Source organism: Ciceribacter ferrooxidans, from assembly GCF_004137355.1.
Taxonomy (GTDB): Bacteria; Pseudomonadota; Alphaproteobacteria; order Rhizobiales; family Rhizobiaceae; genus Allorhizobium; species Allorhizobium ferrooxidans.
In genome coordinates, this window is record NZ_SDVB01000253.1 from 169,072 (window position 1) to 185,507 (window position 16,436).

Consider the following 16,436-nt stretch of genomic DNA (forward strand, 5'->3'; position numbering starts at 1 on the left):
GGCCCGGACAGGTCATCTGGCACGTGCCAAGGCATACGAAGAGTTGTTTTCGGGTTGTTCTTAATGCGCCGACATCGGTCGCCGATTTGCCGGATCGTCCAGCGCTGGATTGTAGAACATCGCCAATACGAGACTTCGGGCGATGCGTTCCGCGGTCGCCATGAACCATTGTGCAGCTTCTTCGCTCGGCGCGATATCGTCGAGAGTCGCGCGGAAGAGTGCCAGCCACTCGGCGAACAGGCCCTCATAGACGCCCTCCACGCCGAGATGGGCCTGAACCGGCTTGCCGCCGTAGGTGCCGGTCCTGAACGCGATGGACGACCAGAAGCTCTTCATCTTCGTCAGGTGGTCAGGCCAGCGCCCGGCAAGCCGTTGTTCGAAGACAGGTCCGAGATGTTCATGGGCGCGGATGCGACCATAGAAGGTTTCGACCAGAAGGTCGATGAACGCGGCATCCACGCCGAGACGCTCCATCTCCGTCTGGGCGCGTTCGCGTATACCGGCAACATGGGCTGCGCGCGCGGTCAGATCGACGGGCATTGATGACGTCTCCCCCAGATTGGTTTCTCTTCAGTTGGGTTGATATCTGTCAATTTTAAGGCACTTACGAGGCGCACACGAGCGCGTACGTACTCCGCATATCTAGAGTGCGAAACTTCCGGTGCAATGCGGCCATATGTCCGTCGGGCGACGATTGTCGGCCCTTGACCCGCTCGCTGGAATGGATAAGTTAGAATTATTCTAAATGGAGTTATTTATGCTCGGTCGATTTTTCCCATCTTCTTCGAAACGCTCCTTCGCGAGCCTGAGCGAGCAGGAGATACTGGCGCTGGCGATCTCCTCGGAGGAGGACGACGCGCGGATCTATCTTGCCTACGCCGATCAGCTGCGCGCCCAGTATCCGCAGTCTGCCAAGGTGTTCGAAGACATGGCGGAGGTCGAGCATTCCCACCGCAACATGCTGATCGAGATGCATCGTCAGCGGTTCGGCGAGCGCATTCCTCTCATCCGTCGTGAATATGTCAGCGACTTTTACAGCCGCAAGCCCGACTGGCTGCGGGCCAATCAGACACTCGAGCAAATCCGCGACGAGGCGGAGGCGATGGAGCAATCGGCCTACCGCTTCTACACCGAGGCGGCCAAACGGACGAGCGATGCCGAAACGCGACGGCTCCTCGGCGATCTGGCATTGGCCGAGCAGGGGCACGAGGAAATTGCCCGGATGCTGGGCGAAAAGCATGTGCCTGCCGACGTCGCGCACGAAGAGGCGCAAACAGCCCGACGGCAGTTCATCCTGACATATGTGCAGCCGGGCCTTGCAGGCTTGATGGACGGCTCGGTCTCCACGCTCGCACCGATCTTTGCCGCGGCGTTCGCCACAGGTGATACCTGGCAGACCTTCCTCGTCGGTCTCTCCGCGTCCGTCGGCGCCGGCATCTCGATGGGTTTCACCGAAGCCGCACACGACGACGGCAAGCTCTCCGGTCGCGGTTCGCCGGTGAAGCGCGGCCTCGCGTCCGGCGTCATGACGGCACTCGGCGGTCTCGGTCATGCGCTGCCTTATCTCATCCCGCATTTCTGGACGGCGACGATCACCGCATCGGTCATCGTCTTCATCGAACTCTGGGCGATCGCCTTCATCCAGAACAAATACATGGAGACGCCGTTCCTGCGCGCGGCCATGCAGGTGGTGCTCGGTGGCTCGCTGGTTCTTGCCGCAGGTATTCTGATCGGCAACGGCTAGTCTGGCGGCCGGACGGCACGAGACAGGCGCCGTCCGCTTGCGCGCCGTTCTATTCGACTGTCGGCTGTCGTTGCCAACGAGTTGCGACGCAGCTAGCGTGGCGACGCACCATGAAACCGTCCCCCCTGACCATCGGCCTGGGCGTTTCCATGACCGTCGGCTATGGAACGCTTCACTACTCGTTCTCGGTTCTCGCTCCTGCGATCGCACGCGATTTCGGGTGGGAAACGAGTTTTGTCTTCGGGGTGTTTTCAGCCGGCTTGCTTGCAGGGGCCGTATCGGCGCCGATCTTCGGACGGTCGATCGACCGCTTTGGCGCACGCCCGATCATGGTACTGGGGACGCTCGCTGCGACGCTCGCGCTGGGGCTCTATGCGGTCATGCAAAATGCGTGGCAGTTCGCGGCGGTTACCTTTCTCGCCGAATTCGTGGCCTTTGCCGTGCAGTACGACGCCGGTTTCGCTGCCCTTGCCCAGCGGCACGGTCAGGAGGCGAGGAGCCACGTGACGCTGGTCACGCTGATTGCAGGCTTCGCGTCGACCGTCTTCTGGCCCCTCGACCAATGGCTTCTGACGCTGATGGATTGGCGTGACGTCTATCTGGTCCTCGCCGCGGTCAATCTCGTCTTTGCCCTGCCCGTCCATCTGGCGGTACCTTCGTATCGTCCGCCGCGGAAAGAACAGGCGACCGCCACAGGGAAAGAAAGCCCAAAGGACAGTGGCACGCGGATGCCGATGGTGCTGATGGCAATCAGCCTGGCGGCAGGCGGTTTCCTGATCTCGGCTGTCAGCGCATCGCTGCTGGTGGTGCTTGGTGCCGCCGGCTACTCGCCAGCCGTCGCGACCCTCGCCGGCAGTCTCATCGGGCCGTCGCAGGTGCTGGCGCGGCTCATCGAGTATTCGCAGCGGAGACTCTTCACGCCTGTGGTGACTGCGCTCGTCGCGTCCGGCGCGCTTTTCGTGTCGTTCCTGCTCCTGTCGTCCGCACTCGTGCGGCCGATCATCGCCGTTCCGATGTTTTTTGCCGTCATCTACGGCGCGGGGCAGGGGCTGACGTCTATCGTTCGGGGCGTGCTGCCCTTGCATTATTTCGGCACAGCCGGCTATGGCCAAACGATGGGGATCCTGTCGGGCGCCCGAATGGTGCTTTCCGCCGCTGCGCCGGTTTCGATCGTCTTTGTCAGCGAAAGAGCCGGGGCGGGCGTCGCCATCCTTTTCCTGCTCGCCGCCGCCGGCATTTCTGCAGGAGCGATGGCCTTGCTTTCACGGCTACCGCCGCTGACACGCGAGGTGCCCGGCAGCTGAGAGAATGCGGTCCGGAATCGGTTATTTCAACGCGCCGACCATGAGATCGGTCGTGCCGTTCTCGATCGTCACCCACCGGCCGCTATCGAAGCCCGCCTGCCGCTTGAGGTAGGTATACGGCGTTGCAGTCCAGAGTTTGACCTCGTCGTTCAAGTTGTCGAGGACATAGTCGCCTTGGGCTGCGCGCACCGTCAGGACCGCGTGGCCTTCACCGTCCGGCTTGCGCACGACGGTGATGAGAAGATCCGAAGGATCGAAACCCGCTTCGATCAGCTTCTTGCGCTTCAGCAGAACGAAGTCCTCGCAGTCGCCGACATCGGTCGGATAGGTCCACATTTCTTCGCGGCCGTAGATGTCGGAGTCGGTCATCGGGGTGACCGAGGCATTCACCGCAGTATTGATGTCTCGCAGAACGCTCCAGCCCCGGTCGGTTATCCGGGGCGCCGGGGCGTTCGCACGGCCGTGGACGCCGCATTCGTCGCGATGAGTACGGCAGAATTCGTAGTGACCGATCGGCTGTGAGGTGACGGCTCCGATAACCATGGCCTTCGGTGCCGCGGGCGCCGAGAAGCCACTGTTGATGGGCACAAAAAATGCCGTCGCCGCCAATACCGCGGCGAGCGCGCGCGAACCGTTCCTCATGAACCCGTCCCTTTATATCGTTAACGAAGAGTTAATGCTGGACGGGCGTGTTAGTCAATCATTAGCAACTGCTGAAGACAGGCATTTCGCGGCTATGGTTAAAATGCATCACCTTGCTTCGGAAATGCCGAGGATCGCAGCGTTCATCCGCTCGATGTCCTGGGGGCGGGAGAGACGGTGGTCGCCGTCGCGGATCAGCGTCAGGACGACGTCGTCGGCTGGCAGGAATTCGATGAGTTTCAGGGCGTGGGTGTAAGGCACGTCGGGATCCACCATTCCTTGCAGGATGTGTATCGGGCAGCCGGTCTCGATGATTCCGGTGAGAACCCGATTGTTGCGCCCATCCTCGATCAGGGCCCGGGTGAAGATGTTCGGCTCGGGACTGTACTGCGACGGTTCTTCGAAATAGCCGCGCGCCTCCAGTGACCGTTGCTCGTCTGCGCTGAGATTGGGCTCCACCAGTTCGGTGGTGAAGTCGGGTGCGGGTGCAATGAGCACCATGCCTTCGAGCTTCGCGCCTGCTCCCCGGCGCTGGAGCTCCTGCGCAAGGCGAAGCGCGATCCAGCCGCCCATGGAAGAACCGACGAGGACGACGCGCCCCGGTGCTGCCTCATCGAGGACGGCAAACGCCTCCTCCAGCCAGCGCGAGATGGTACCGAGCTTGAAGTCGCCTCCCGAGGCGCCGTGGCCGGAATAGTCGAAGCGGATCGCCTGGCGACCGGTGCGGGCAGCAAGACGGTCGAGTTCCTCCGCCTTGGTCCCGCTCATATCGGAGCGATAGCCGCCCAGCCACATCAGAGCCGGGCCGGCAGCGCGGTCGGTGGCCGGCCGGATCAGCATCGCGATCTCGCGCCTCGTCTCGCCCGAGCCCACAACAAGATGCTGCAGTCGGGGCTCGGTCTTGATGTCTGTCATGAGGAACTCCAAATCTCGCTACGCATTCATAAAACTGATTCGTTCTTGCGAGCACACTAGGTGATTTTCTTTCCGAAGCGTGTTATTAGCCTTGCCGCGGTGGCTGCAAGCGCGACGGAAAGACGAGATTTCGCTCCGGCCGGCAATGCCGCATTCGGAAACAAATGAGGAGAATACGACCATTCGCAGACCTTTCAAAGCCGACGCCCCCGTAAAGGAAGGGCCGCGCTCAAACCGGGAGATCAGGATCCCCAGAGTTCAGCTTATCAATGAAGAAGGTCAGAACCTCGGCATCGTGCCGACGGACGAGGCCCTTCGCATGGCCGAAGAGGCCGGTCTTGATCTCGTCGAGATCTCGCCGAATGCTGAACCTCCGGTCTGCAAGATCCTGGATCTCGGCAAGCTGAAATACGCCAACCAGAAGAAGGCGGCCGAAGCGCGCAAGAAGCAGAAGATCGTCGAGGTCAAGGAAATCAAGATGCGGCCGAACATCGACACTCATGATTATGAGGTGAAGATGAAGGCGATGAGCCGCTTCTTCGAAGAAGGCGACAAGGTCAAGGTGACCCTGAAGTTCCGCGGCCGCGAAATGGCTCACCAGGAACTCGGCATGAAGCTTCTGCAGCAGGTGAAGGAAGATACCCTGGCTATCGCCAAGGTGGAAGCGGAGCCGAAGCTCGAAGGCCGCCAGATGATGATGGTACTGGCGCCGAAGTGAGGTGAATGCCTGCACTTCTGTGACCAAAGCCGCCGCCTGCCGGCGGCTTTTCACGTCTTTCGGCCGATTCCCCCGGCCGAACCCGTTGCGCTTTTGACCGAGTGCGGTTATAAGCGCGCGTCCGAACGGTCCGGCAGGGCATGCCGTGGCCGTTTCTAATGCTTGAAAGGAGCCTCGTCTGTTCCTTTCGATACAAAAACAATGGAGTAGCAAAATGCCCAAGATGAAGACGAAGTCTGCTGCCAAGAAGCGGTTCAAAGTCACCGCCACCGGCAAGGTGCTGGCAGCTGCTGCTGGCAAGCGCCACGGCATGATCAAGCGGTCCAACAAGTTCATTCGCGACGCGCGCGGAACCATGGTTCTCGCCGACGCTGACGGCAAGAAGGTCGTCAAGAACTACCTGCCGAACGGTCTCTGAGACCCGGCTCTACTGGATTACTAAGGAGATCATGACATGGCACGCGTAAAACGCGGCGTTACCGCCCACGCCAAGCACAAGAAGGTTTTGAAGGCAGCCAAGGGTTTCTACGGCCGCCGCAAGAACACCATCCGCGCCGCAAAGGCCGCGGTTGACCGTTCCAAGCAGTACGCTTATCGCGACCGCAAGGTGAACAAGCGCAACTTCCGCGCTCTGTGGATTCAGCGCATCAATGCTGCCGTCCGCGAATTCGGCCTCACTTACGGCCGCTTTATCGACGGTCTCAACAAGGCTGGTATCGAAGTCGACCGCAAGGTTCTTTCCGACCTCGCCATCCGCGAACCGGAAGCTTTCGGCGCGCTCGTTGCCGCCTCCAAGAAGGCCCTCGAGTACCTCAAGGAAGACGGTTCGGCCAATGAGTTTGAAAGCGCGGTTCGTTAAGACCAGCGCTTCCCAAGCTTTCTAGAAATTCGATTGGGAAACCCGCGCTGGCAGGGCTGGCGCGGGTTTTTTCTTTCTCGGTGTCATGCCGACCGCGAGACGGTGTCGGCAATCAGGGGCAGGAACAAGGGACATGTCCGATCTCGACAGTTTGAAAACGGCCCTTCTGGCCGATATTGCCACCGCAGACGGTGAAGCGGAAATCGAGGCGCTGCGCGTCGCAGCTCTCGGCAAGAAGGGTTCGATTTCCGAGCTGCTGAAGACGCTCGGCTCGATGACGCCGGAGGAACGCCAGGCCCGGGGCGCGGCAATCAATGCGCTGAAGAATGAGGTGACCGAACAGATCACCATGCGCAAGACCGAACTTCGCGACGCGGCGATTGCCGCCCGCCTTGCTGCCGAAACGGTGGACGTTTCGCTGCCTGTCCGCTCCTCGCCGGCCGAGCGCGGTCGCATTCATCCGATCAGCCAGATCGTCGACGAGATTACCGCCATCTTTGCCGATATGGGCTTCTCGATCGCGGAAGGTCCGGACATCGAAACCGATTACTACAACTTCACCGCGCTCAACTTCCCGGAAGGCCATCCCGCCCGCGAGATGCACGACACCTTCTTCCTGGAGCCGGATGCCAATGGTGAGCGCAAGGTGCTGCGCACCCATACGTCTCCAGTACAGGTCCGCACCATGGAGGCGCAGAAGCCGCCGATCCGCATCGTCATCCCCGGCAAGACCTACCGTCAGGACTCGGATGCCACCCATTCGCCAATGTTCCATCAAGTCGAAGGCCTCGTCATCGACAAGACTGCGAACGTTGCAAACATGCGCTGGGTGCTCGAGGAATTCTGCAAGGCCTTCTTCGAGGTGGATAATGTCGTGATGCGCTTCCGGCCGTCCTTCTTCCCCTTCACCGAGCCGTCCTTCGAGGTCGATATCCAATGCGACCGTTCCTCGGGTCCGATCGTCAAGTTCGGCGAGGGTAAGGATTGGATGGAGATTCTCGGCTGCGGCATGGTGCATCCGAATGTTCTGCGTTCCGGCGGGCTCGATCCTGACGAATATCAGGGCTTCGCCTGGGGCATGGGTCTCGACCGCATCGCCATGCTGAAATACGGCATGCCGGATCTCCGGGACTTCTTCAATGCCGACGTTCGCTGGATGAGCCATTACGGTTTCCGCCCGCTCGACGTGCCGACGCTGTTCGGCGGCCTGAGCGCGTGAAGAGGATAGAACGATGAAATTCACACTCTCCTGGCTGAAGGAACACCTGGAAACCGACGCCACGCTCGACGAGATCTGCGAGCGTCTGACGGCGATCGGCCTCGAGGTCGAGGACGTCGATGACAAGGCTGCCTACAAGCCCTTCGTCATCGCCAAGGTGTTGACTGCCGAAAAACATCCGGAAGCCGATCGGCTGAAGGTCCTGATGGTGGACGCCGGCGACGGCAAGCCGGTGCAGATCGTCTGTGGCGCGCCGAATGCCCGCGCCGGCCTCGTCGGTGCGCTTGCCCGTCCGGGCACCTATGTCCCCGGCATCGACGTGACGCTCGCCGTCGGCAAGATCCGCGGCGTGGAAAGCCATGGCATGATGTGCTCCGAAAAGGAGCTGAACATCTCCGACAACCACGACGGCATCATTGATCTGCCGGCAGATGCGCCCGTCGGCACGTCCTTTGCCGCCTATGCCGGCCTGGACGATCCGGTCGTCGAGATCAATCTCACGCCCAACCGTCCGGACTGCACCTCGATCTTCGGTATCGCCCGCGATCTCGCTGCCTCCGGTCTCGGTAAGCTGAAACTGCCGAAGGCGCCGGATTTCAAGGTCGAAGGTGATACCCCCGTCGAGGTCAAGATCGTGCTCGACGATGAGCGGCTCTGCCCCGGCTTCGCCTACCGTCTGGTTCGCGGCGTGAAGAATGGCCCAAGCCCCAAATGGATGCAGCAGCGACTTCTCGCCATTGGTCTTCGTCCGATTTCGGCACTGGTCGACGTCACCAACTACATGACCTTCGATCAGGGTCGGCCGATGCACGTCTTCGATGCCGACAAGGTCAAGGGTGACCTCGTGGTTCGCCGTGCCCGCGAGGGCGAGGAAATCCTCGCGCTCGATACCCGCACCTACAAGCTGAACCCGACCAACGTCATCATTGCCGATGACAACGGACCGGAATCGATCGGCGGCATCATGGGCGGCGAGCATTCCGGCTGTGACGAGGCGACCGTCAACGTGCTGATCGAGTCGGCGCTCTGGGACCCGATCAACATCGCCAAGACCGGCCGCAGCCACGGCATCATCACCGATGCGCGCTACCGTTTCGAACGTGGTGTCGATCCGGAATACATGGTGCCCGGCCTCGAGCGCACCACCGAACTGGTGCTCGAAATGTGCGGGGGGACGGCGGCCGCCGCCAAGGTCACCGGCTACAAGGGCTATGTGAATAAGGTGGTCGATTTCCCGTTCTCGGAAGTGAAACGCCTGACGGGGTTGACCGTCTCGAACGAGGAGGGTCGCGAAATCCTCACCGGTCTCGGCTTCGAAGTCGAAGGCGCGGGCGAGGTGGTCACGGTTGCCGTTCCTTCCTGGCGGCCGGATATCGACGGCAAGGCCGATCTGGTCGAAGAGATCATGCGTATACATGGTGTCGACAACATCAAGCCGGAGCCGCTGCCGAGCGCCGGCGCCGTCAATGGCCGGATTCTGACGCCGTTGCAGATCCGCACGCGCACGGCCAAACGCGCGCTGGCCGCTCGCGGCATGCTGGAGGCCGTCACATGGTCCTTCATCTCGCACGAACAGGCAAAGCTCTTCGGCGGCGGAAGCCACGCGCTTCGGCTGGCAAACCCGATCGCGGCCGATATGTCGGACATGCGCCCGTCGCTATTGCCGGGTCTGCTGGCCGCTGCGCAGCGCAACGCCGACCGCGGTTTTGGTGACGTTGCGATCTTCGAGGTTTCGGGCACGTACGAGAACGATACGCCGGAAGGGCAGCGCCGCGTCGCCGCCGGCATCCGTCGCGGTACGGCTTCGCTTGCCGGTGCGGGCCGCATGTGGTCGAACACTGCCAAGGGTGGTGGTAAGGCAGTCGACATCTACGACGCGAAGGCCGACGCGCTCGCCGTGCTGGAGGCCTGCGGTCTGCCGATGGGGAATGTCCAGATCGAGCCCGGTGCACCCGCGTGGTACCATCCGGGCCGCTCCGGCACGATCAAGATGGGCCCGAAGGTGATCCTCGGCTACTTCGGAGAATTCCATCCGAAGACGTTGGAGGCCCTCGATGTCACGGGCGCCCTCACGGGCTTCGAGGTCTATGTCGACGCGGTCCCGGAGCCGAAGAAGAAGGCGACCCGGACCAAGCCGGCGCTGGAGCTTTCGCCCTTCCAGATGGTCAGGCGCGACTTCGCCTTCGTCGTCGACAAGACGGTGGAGGCCGGATCAATCGTCAAGGCCGCCGGCAGTGCTGACCGCAGACTGATCACCGGCGTGAATGTCTTCGACGTTTTCGAAGGCGCATCGCTCGGCGAGGGGCGCAAGTCTGTTGCGATCGAAGTGCTGATCCAGCCGGTCGAGAAGACGCTGACCGACGAGGACTTCGAGGCGTTGACCAAAAAGGTCATCGCCAATGTCGAAAAGTCGACCGGCGGTATACTTCGCGCCTGAACGATCAACGAAGTGAGAAAGGGCGGCGCAGCCGCCCTTTCCTTTTCAGGCTCTGCTCGGCGCAGCCCCGTCGGTCTTCGCCCGCGCCGGCAGACGGGCGAACATCACGACGTTGCCGGCAAGGGTCAGAAGAAGGCCGGCGACGCCGACCGCGGTCCAGTGATAGTCCTCGTAGATGCTCGACAGCGTGAGCGCGACGACCGGGAAGAGAACGGTCGCGTAAGCGGCCTTCTGCGAGCCGATCCGTGAAACCAGCATCAGATAGGTCGTGAAGCCGATAACTGAACCGACGACCGACAGGTAGAGGAGCGCGCCGAGGTAGGTGATATCCGGCGGTGCGACCATCGGCGTGGCGGTAAGAAGGACGAGGCCGAGGAGCGTGAGGGCGCCATAACTCATGCCCCAGGCGTTGGCTGTCACCGGACTGATGCCGGCTGCACTATTGCGACGCGACGCCATGTTGCCGAGTGAGAAGAACATCGTGCCGAGCGCCGAGAGCCCGATGCCTTTCCAGCTGTCCGGATTGAACGCGACGAATATGTCCGGCCCGAAGAGCAGCACGAGGCCAGTGGCGCCCAGCATTGCCGCGAGAAGCGTGCGCGGGCTGATCCGGTCGCCGAAGAATATTCGCGCATTGACGGCATTGAAGATGGTCGCAAGCGAAAAGACCACCGATATCAGGCCGGACGGAACAAAGGCGGCGGCGTAATAGAAGCAGAGGAAGTTGCAGCAGAAGAGGCAGAGCGCCTGTGCCAGAATGAACGGCTGCTGTCTCAGCGGCGGAACTTTCATCCGGCGGGTCAAGATCAAGGCGCCGACGAGGATCAGCGCGGCGGCGGCGAAACGATAGAAGACAGATACCAGCACCGGCACGGGCCCGATCTGGAGGGCGATGGCGATCCAGGTCGTGCCCCAGATCAGAACGGTGGAGGAAAAGAGCAGATAGTTGGTCATGGTGGTTCCCTGAATTTCGGGTCACACCTAGGACCATTCCCGTGTCCGGGCTTGCACGATCTTGCGGCGAACTGCATCGAAAGGGACCCGCAGTCACGACTTCCGTGTGGTCGTCCGTCGAACTTGCTGTAAAATGGGCTCGTTTCTACAACAGGCTTTCCATGCAGCAGCGCTCGTCCGTCTACAGCTTGCTTTCTTCCTCACCCCGCGCCGAGCGGCTGGGAGGGCTGGATCTCGGCGCCGGAAAGTCGACGGCGATCTGGCGCAACAGCTTCGACCGCATGCATTATGAGCGGCCGGACGGGCATACGTTCAGCCTCTATCTCCGGGGCGGCGAAAGCACTTGGCGACTGGATGCCGGGCGTGCGCATGGCTGGCCGGGTGCACTCTGCCTCATGCCGCAGGGCGCGTCGTCGGACTGGGAAATCAACGATACGTTCGAATTCGTCCATCTCTATGTCACGGACGACGAGTTGCGGCGGCAATTTTCCGAGACGCTCGACCGCGACGCGCGGCTGATGACCGTTCCCGAGGCGACGTTCGATGATGCACCTCGGCTCGCCCAGAGCTTGCGGCATCTCGCTCTCGCGACACAAGCCAGGGAGACCCTGCGGGCAGAAGAGGCGATTGCCACCGCGATCGCTTGCCTGTTTTCGGACCCTCGCTACGGCGGGGCGCGACTGGTTCCTCTGCGCGGCGGGCTCTCGCTGGTGGTCCGGCGGCGGCTGATCGACTATGTCGAGGCCCGCCTCGAACATGTGATCACCCTCCAGGAACTGGCAGGTGTCGCCGGGTTGAGTGAATTCCACCTACAGCGCATGTTCCGGCTAAGCTGCGGTGTCTCGCCCTACGGCTTCATCCTCAACCGGCGTATCGATCGGGCAAGGAGGATGCTTGCGGACGGCGATCCCATCGCCGAGATCGCGTCCGCCTGCGGCTTCAGCAGCCAGAGCCACATGACGCGGATGTTCAAGGCGGTAACCGGTACAACGCCCTCCGCCTACCGCCGCAGTGTCGCGTAAGCCGGCATCTCATCGTCCGGACATCTTCGTCATCTTCTCCGAATAGCGCGCGCCGGCGACCTTTGCCGGTGCGAGGAGCTCGCCGAGAGCTGCCACGTCCTGTTCCGAGAGTGGGACATCTGCAGCCGCGACGTTCTGCTCGAGATGCGGGATCTTGCTTGCTCCGGGGATCGGCACAATGAAGTCGTCTTGGGCCACGACCCAGGCCAGGGAGAGTTGGGCGGGTGTCACGCCTTTCTCTTCGGCCATCTGCTCGAGCAATCTCACCAGGGAGAGATTGGCGTCGAAGTTTTCCGCCTGGAAGCGTGGCAGCGTGCGACGGAGGTCGTCGGAGGCAAGCCCGTCGAGCTTCTTCAGTGCGCCGGTCAGCACGCCGCGGCCGAGCGGCGAAAAGGGCACGAAGCCGATGCCGAGTTCCCGGCAGGTGTCGAGGACGCCATTCTGCTCCGGATCGCGTGTCCAGAGGGAGTACTCGCTCTGGACCGCGGCTATCGGATGGACGGCATGGGCACGGCGGATCGTTGCGGCGCTTGCTTCCGACAGGCCCAGAGCCTTGACCTTGCCCTGCCGCACCAGATCGGCCATGGCGCCGACCGTGTCTTCGATCGGAACGTCTGGATCGACGCGATGCTGATAGTAGAGGTCGATCACGTCCGTGCCGAGCCGCTTCAGCGAAGCCTCGGCGACGGCGCGAACGTTCTCCGGCCGTCCGTCGGTACCCGTGATCATCTGGTCGGACGGTTTTGCCGGATCGATACGGAACCCGAACTTCGTCGCGATCACGACGTGGTCGCGATAGGGCCGCAGGGCCTTTCCGACGAGCACCTCGTTCTTGTATGGCCCGTAGATCTCGGCCGTGTCGAAGAGCGTGACGCCGAGCTCAATCGCACGATGCAGGGTGGCGATCGCCGCGCTCTCGTCGGCGGAGGGGCCGTAGGCATGGCTCATGCCCATGCAGCCGAGCCCGAGGGCGGAAACGGAAAGACTTCCGAGTTTGCGCGTCTTCATTTGTTGCTCCTTCGTGTCGTCGGATGACGTTGGTGCGGCAGAGCCTTCAGTCTCTGGGCACGACTTCAAATTAGTCTGCGTCGATCGCTCTGATAATTACTGCAAAATGCAACGGCTTGTTCTATCTGTTAGAACAATGAACCGGACCCAGCTTTCGCAACTCGCTGTTCTTGCCGCCGTCGCCGCGCATGGGAGCTTCCGCGCAGCGGCCAAGGAACTCAAGATCGCACCTTCGGCGGTGAGCCATGCCGTGACACGTCTGGAGGAAAGCCTTGGGATTCGCCTGCTCGCCCGCACCACACGAAGCGTCCGCCCGACCGAAGAAGGACGGCGCTTGCTCGACAGCCTCGCTCCTGCGCTGGGGGAGATCGATGCGGCGATGGCCGCTCTCGTTGACGCGCGCGAGAGACCGGCCGGCAACCTGCGCATCACCCTGCCGCGACTTGCTGCCGACCACGTGATCGTTCCCCGGCTAGGCTCGTTTCTGCAGTTCTACCCGGAAATCACCGTCGAACTCGTCACCGAGGACCGGTACGAGGATCTCGTCGCGAAGGGCTACGACGCCGGTCTGAGGCTCGGCGAAAGCCTGGAACAGGACATGATCGCGGTGAAGGCGAGCGGACCGTTTTCCGGCGCGGTCGTCGCGACGCCGGACTATTTCCGAGCCCATCCGATGCCGGTGCATCCGCGCGATCTACTGCGACACGCCTGTATCCGGCGTCGTTTTTCGAGCGGCGCGATCTACCGCTGGGAGTTCGAAAAGGAGGGGTGGTCACTGGTCGTTGACGTCGAGGGCCCCGTGATTCTCTCGGATGACCGGCTCATGTTGCAGGCTTGCCTCGGCGGAGCCGGAATCGCCTATCTCTTCGATCAGCGGGTTGCCGAGGAGCTGAGGCAGGGCCACCTGGTGCGTGTTCTCGAAGACTGGTGTCCGCCTTTCGACGGCTTCTACATCTATTATCCGTCGCGCCGGCAGATGCGACCGGTGCTCAGGGCGTTCGTGGATTTCTACCGTTTTGGCGCGTAGGCGGCCGCGTTCGCTCATAGGCGGACGCGGTATCGCACATGCCCGTCTTCCTTGGCGTAAGTGTCATAGAGCTTGCGCGCCGTCGCGTTGTCGTGGTCGGTGTGCCAATAGAGCCGTGACCAGCCCTTTGCCTTGGCAAGCACGATCAGGTCATCGATCAACGCTCGCCCGATGCCTTGGCCGCGGAGGCGTCCATCGACGTAGAGGTCTTCGAGATAACAGTCCGGCGTCATCGACCATGTCGAGTCGTGAAAATGGTGGATGGCGAAGCCCGCCAGTTCACCGTCGACGAAAGCAAGCCGCATGGCGAGGCGAGACGACGGATCGAGGATGCGCGCCCAGGTGTGCCTGGTGACCTCGTCCGGCAGGTCGACCTTGTAGAAGGTCAGATAGTCGCGCCAGAGGCGTTGCCAGGCCGTTTCGTCTGCTGGCTGCGCGTCGCGTATCTCCATGGGCATGTCCTATGCTCCGGCTTCGGTGAGGAGTGCCATCTGCGCGGCAGAAAGCTGAAGCCTGCCGACGGCAATCAGGCTTTCGAGCTGCTTCAGGCTGGTTGCGGAAGCGATCGGTGCCGTGATGCCCGGCCGCGCGGCGATCCAGGCGATTGCGACGGTGGCCGGGCTGGTACTCGTTTCTGTCGCGACCTTGTCGAGTGCCGTGAGAATTCTCAAGCCCTTTTCGTTCAGATAATTGCCGACACGGTAGCTGCGAGACGAACCCGCGACATCCTCCGGCTTGCGGTACTTGCCGGTGAGAAACCCGGCTGCGAGCGCGTAATAGCTGATAACGCCGATCTCTTGCGCAGTGCAGAGGTCGGCAAGAGGCCCCTCGAAGGCCTCGCGGGTGTACAGATTGTATTCCGGCTGCACGACGTCGTAGCGGGGCAGGCCCTGGTCGGCCGCGACATCGAGCGAAGCCTGCAACTGCGTGGCATCGAAGTTCGAACAGCCGATCGCCCGGACCTTGCCCTGCTGCTTCAGCTTCGCGAAGGCTTCGAGCGTTTCCTCATGCGGCACGTCGGGGTCCGGCTTGTGGGCAAGATAGAGGTCGATGTAATCGGTACCAAGCCGTTTGAGCGAGGCCTCCACTGCTTCGGCGATCCACTTTGCGCTGAGGCCCGTTTTCCTGCCGTTGTTGTCGAAACCGACCTTTGTGACAATCACCGCGCGGTCTCGTGAAACGTGGCCGCGCTTCAGCCACTTGCCGATGATCGTCTCGCTCTCTCCACCGGCGTGGCCGTCGACCCAGGCCGAATAGACGTCCGCCGTGTCGATCGCGTTGTAGCCCGCATCGAAGAAGGCGTCGAGCAGTGCGAAGGAGGTCTTCTCGTCCGCCGTCCAGCCGAACACGTTGCCGCCGAAAACGACCGGGGCGATGGAAAGGCCGGTGCGGCCGAGCGAACGCTTCTGCATGGAAAAACTCCGTGATTTGGTGGGAAAGCCGCTCGCGGCCGATCGGAGGCGGAAGGTTAGCAACGGTGTCCGTGATCGACCATCGAATTTCTTTGATGGAAGGACAAACGTCCAGGAGCCATTGCCTCGTCCGGCGGCAATGGATAGGTTGCCGCGGCATCGTTTCAGGAGGGATCCCCATGCTGCGCTTTGGAATTCTGTCGACCGCAAAGATCGCCCGGGACCTGGTGATTCCCGCGATCCAGGACGCCGAGAACTGCGTCGTTTCCGCGATCGCGAGCCGTGACCTCGTGAAGGCGCGCGCCGTGGCCGATCGCTTTTCCGTGCCCCATGCCTTCGGATCCTACGACGAGCTGCTCGCCTCCGATCTCATCGACGCCGTATACATTCCGCTGCCGACGTCACAGCACGTCGAATGGGCGATCAAGGCTGCCAATGCCGGGAAACACGTGCTGTGCGAAAAGCCGATCGCGCTGAAGGCGGAGGAGATCGACCAGGTGATCGCTGCCCGCGACCGCAACAAGGTCGTTGTTTCCGAGGCCTTCATGGTGACCTACGCACCGGTCTGGCGGAAGGTGAGGGCGCTGCTCTCGGAGGGGGCGATCGGGCGACTGCGCCACGTGCAGGGCGCGTTCACCTATTTCAACCGCGATCCCGCAAACATGCGCAACGTACCCGAACTCGGCGGCGGTGGGCTCCCGGACATCGGCGTCTATCCGACGATCACCACCCGGTTCGCAACCGGCAAGGAGCCGTTGCGCGTCCAGGCGGTCACCGAGCGCGACCCGGTCTTCGGCACCGACATCTATTCGAGCGTGAAGGCAGAGTTCGACGGCTTCGAATTGAGCTTCTACGTCTCGACGCAGATGGCGAACCGTCAGATTATGGTCTTCCACGGCACCGACGGCTTCATCGAGGTGCGCTCGCCCTTCAATGCCGACCGCTGGGGTCCGGAAGAGATCGAGTTGACGAACCAATCGCACAATCTCTCGCAGGTCTTCCGTTTCCAGGACAGCCGTCAATACCGTTGTGAGGCGGAGGCTTTCGCCCATGCCGCTGCCGGCGAACCGGAGGAGATCGTGACCTTGGAGAACTCGCGCGCCAACCAGCGCTTCATCGACGCGATCTATCGCGCCAGCGAAAAGGACGGCTGGGAGACAGTATAAGGAAGCGAA

The 16,436-nt window shown here is 62.0% G+C and carries 17 protein-coding genes; 10 read left to right on the forward strand and 7 right to left on the reverse strand.

Annotated features, from left to right (window positions below):
- Positions 1–60: 60 nt before the first annotated feature.
- The gene (locus EUU22_RS17145; protein WP_129333216.1) at positions 61–540 is read right to left on the reverse strand and encodes a group III truncated hemoglobin; all 480 of its coding nucleotides are present in this window, start codon (positions 538–540) and stop codon (positions 61–63) included.
- Between the two features lie 217 nt (positions 541–757).
- Between EUU22_RS17145 and mbfA the strand changes: the two genes are divergently transcribed.
- Both mbfA and EUU22_RS17155 read left to right on the forward strand, forming a co-directional pair.
- Complete coding sequence (gene mbfA, locus EUU22_RS17150; RefSeq protein WP_129333217.1) at positions 758–1,744, forward strand: iron exporter MbfA; 987 nt, start codon at positions 758–760, stop codon at positions 1,742–1,744.
- 110 nt (positions 1,745–1,854) lie between these two features.
- Positions 1,855–3,048, forward strand: coding sequence for an MFS transporter (locus tag EUU22_RS17155; RefSeq protein WP_129333218.1), 1,194 nt, complete (start codon positions 1,855–1,857; stop codon positions 3,046–3,048).
- Positions 3,049–3,069: 21 nt separating this feature from the next.
- Here EUU22_RS17155 and EUU22_RS17160 read toward each other — a convergent pair whose 3' ends face one another.
- On the reverse strand, positions 3,070–3,690 hold the full coding sequence (locus EUU22_RS17160) for a transglutaminase-like cysteine peptidase (RefSeq protein ID WP_129333219.1): 621 nt from the start codon (positions 3,688–3,690) through the stop codon (positions 3,070–3,072).
- Positions 3,691–3,798: 108 nt separating this feature from the next.
- Positions 3,799–4,605 (reverse strand): alpha/beta hydrolase, encoded by an 807-nt coding sequence (locus tag EUU22_RS17165; RefSeq protein ID WP_129333220.1) that lies wholly within the window; start codon positions 4,603–4,605, stop codon positions 3,799–3,801.
- A 181-nt stretch (positions 4,606–4,786) separates the two neighbouring features.
- On the opposite strand from EUU22_RS17165, the gene infC reads away from it, so the two are divergent.
- From infC to pheT, 5 genes are all read left to right on the forward strand, one after another.
- Positions 4,787–5,323 carry a translation initiation factor IF-3 gene (gene infC / locus EUU22_RS17170; RefSeq protein ID WP_129333739.1) on the forward strand — a complete coding sequence of 179 codons (537 nt, stop codon included), beginning with the start codon at positions 4,787–4,789 and terminating at the stop codon, positions 5,321–5,323.
- A gap of 214 nt (positions 5,324–5,537) precedes the next feature.
- On the forward strand, positions 5,538–5,741 hold the full coding sequence (gene rpmI / locus EUU22_RS17175) for a 50S ribosomal protein L35 (protein WP_112685884.1): 204 nt from the start codon (positions 5,538–5,540) through the stop codon (positions 5,739–5,741).
- Positions 5,742–5,777: 36 nt separating this feature from the next.
- Positions 5,778–6,182: a 50S ribosomal protein L20 gene (rplT, locus tag EUU22_RS17180; protein ID WP_112685882.1), complete on the forward strand. Its 405-nt coding sequence runs from the start codon at positions 5,778–5,780 to the stop codon at positions 6,180–6,182.
- 133 nt (positions 6,183–6,315) lie between these two features.
- Complete coding sequence (gene pheS, locus EUU22_RS17185; protein WP_129333221.1) at positions 6,316–7,401, forward strand: phenylalanine--tRNA ligase subunit alpha; 1,086 nt, start codon at positions 6,316–6,318, stop codon at positions 7,399–7,401.
- Between the two features lie 13 nt (positions 7,402–7,414).
- Positions 7,415–9,838 (forward strand): phenylalanine--tRNA ligase subunit beta, encoded by a 2,424-nt coding sequence (pheT, locus tag EUU22_RS17190; RefSeq protein WP_129333222.1) that lies wholly within the window; start codon positions 7,415–7,417, stop codon positions 9,836–9,838.
- 45 nt (positions 9,839–9,883) lie between these two features.
- Here the strand turns inward: pheT and EUU22_RS17195 are convergent, their stop codons facing one another.
- Positions 9,884–10,792, reverse strand: a complete 909-nt coding sequence (locus tag EUU22_RS17195) for a DMT family transporter (protein ID WP_129333223.1) — start codon at positions 10,790–10,792, stop codon at positions 9,884–9,886.
- Positions 10,793–10,953: 161 nt separating this feature from the next.
- On the opposite strand from EUU22_RS17195, the gene EUU22_RS17200 reads away from it, so the two are divergent.
- Entirely contained in the window at positions 10,954–11,814 is an 861-nt protein-coding gene (locus EUU22_RS17200) for a helix-turn-helix domain-containing protein (RefSeq protein WP_500681147.1), read from the forward strand.
- Between the two features lie 9 nt (positions 11,815–11,823).
- Here the strand turns inward: EUU22_RS17200 and EUU22_RS17205 are convergent, their stop codons facing one another.
- Positions 11,824–12,822, reverse strand: a complete 999-nt coding sequence (locus tag EUU22_RS17205; protein ID WP_129333224.1) for an aldo/keto reductase — start codon at positions 12,820–12,822, stop codon at positions 11,824–11,826.
- Positions 12,823–12,958: 136 nt separating this feature from the next.
- Here EUU22_RS17205 and EUU22_RS17210 point away from each other — a divergent pair, with 136 nt between their 5' ends.
- Entirely contained in the window at positions 12,959–13,849 is an 891-nt protein-coding gene (locus EUU22_RS17210; RefSeq protein WP_129333225.1) for a LysR family transcriptional regulator, read from the forward strand.
- A 14-nt stretch (positions 13,850–13,863) separates the two neighbouring features.
- Here EUU22_RS17210 and EUU22_RS17215 read toward each other — a convergent pair whose 3' ends face one another.
- Together EUU22_RS17215 and EUU22_RS17220 are read right to left on the reverse strand one after the other, a co-directional pair.
- On the reverse strand, positions 13,864–14,307 hold the full coding sequence (locus tag EUU22_RS17215) for a GNAT family N-acetyltransferase (RefSeq protein ID WP_129333226.1): 444 nt from the start codon (positions 14,305–14,307) through the stop codon (positions 13,864–13,866).
- A 3-nt stretch (positions 14,308–14,310) separates the two neighbouring features.
- Complete coding sequence (locus EUU22_RS17220; protein WP_129333227.1) at positions 14,311–15,261, reverse strand: aldo/keto reductase; 951 nt, start codon at positions 15,259–15,261, stop codon at positions 14,311–14,313.
- A gap of 179 nt (positions 15,262–15,440) precedes the next feature.
- Here EUU22_RS17220 and EUU22_RS17225 point away from each other — a divergent pair, with 179 nt between their 5' ends.
- Positions 15,441–16,427, forward strand: coding sequence for a Gfo/Idh/MocA family protein (locus EUU22_RS17225; protein ID WP_129333228.1), 987 nt, complete (start codon positions 15,441–15,443; stop codon positions 16,425–16,427).
- Positions 16,428–16,436: the final 9 nt, after the last annotated feature.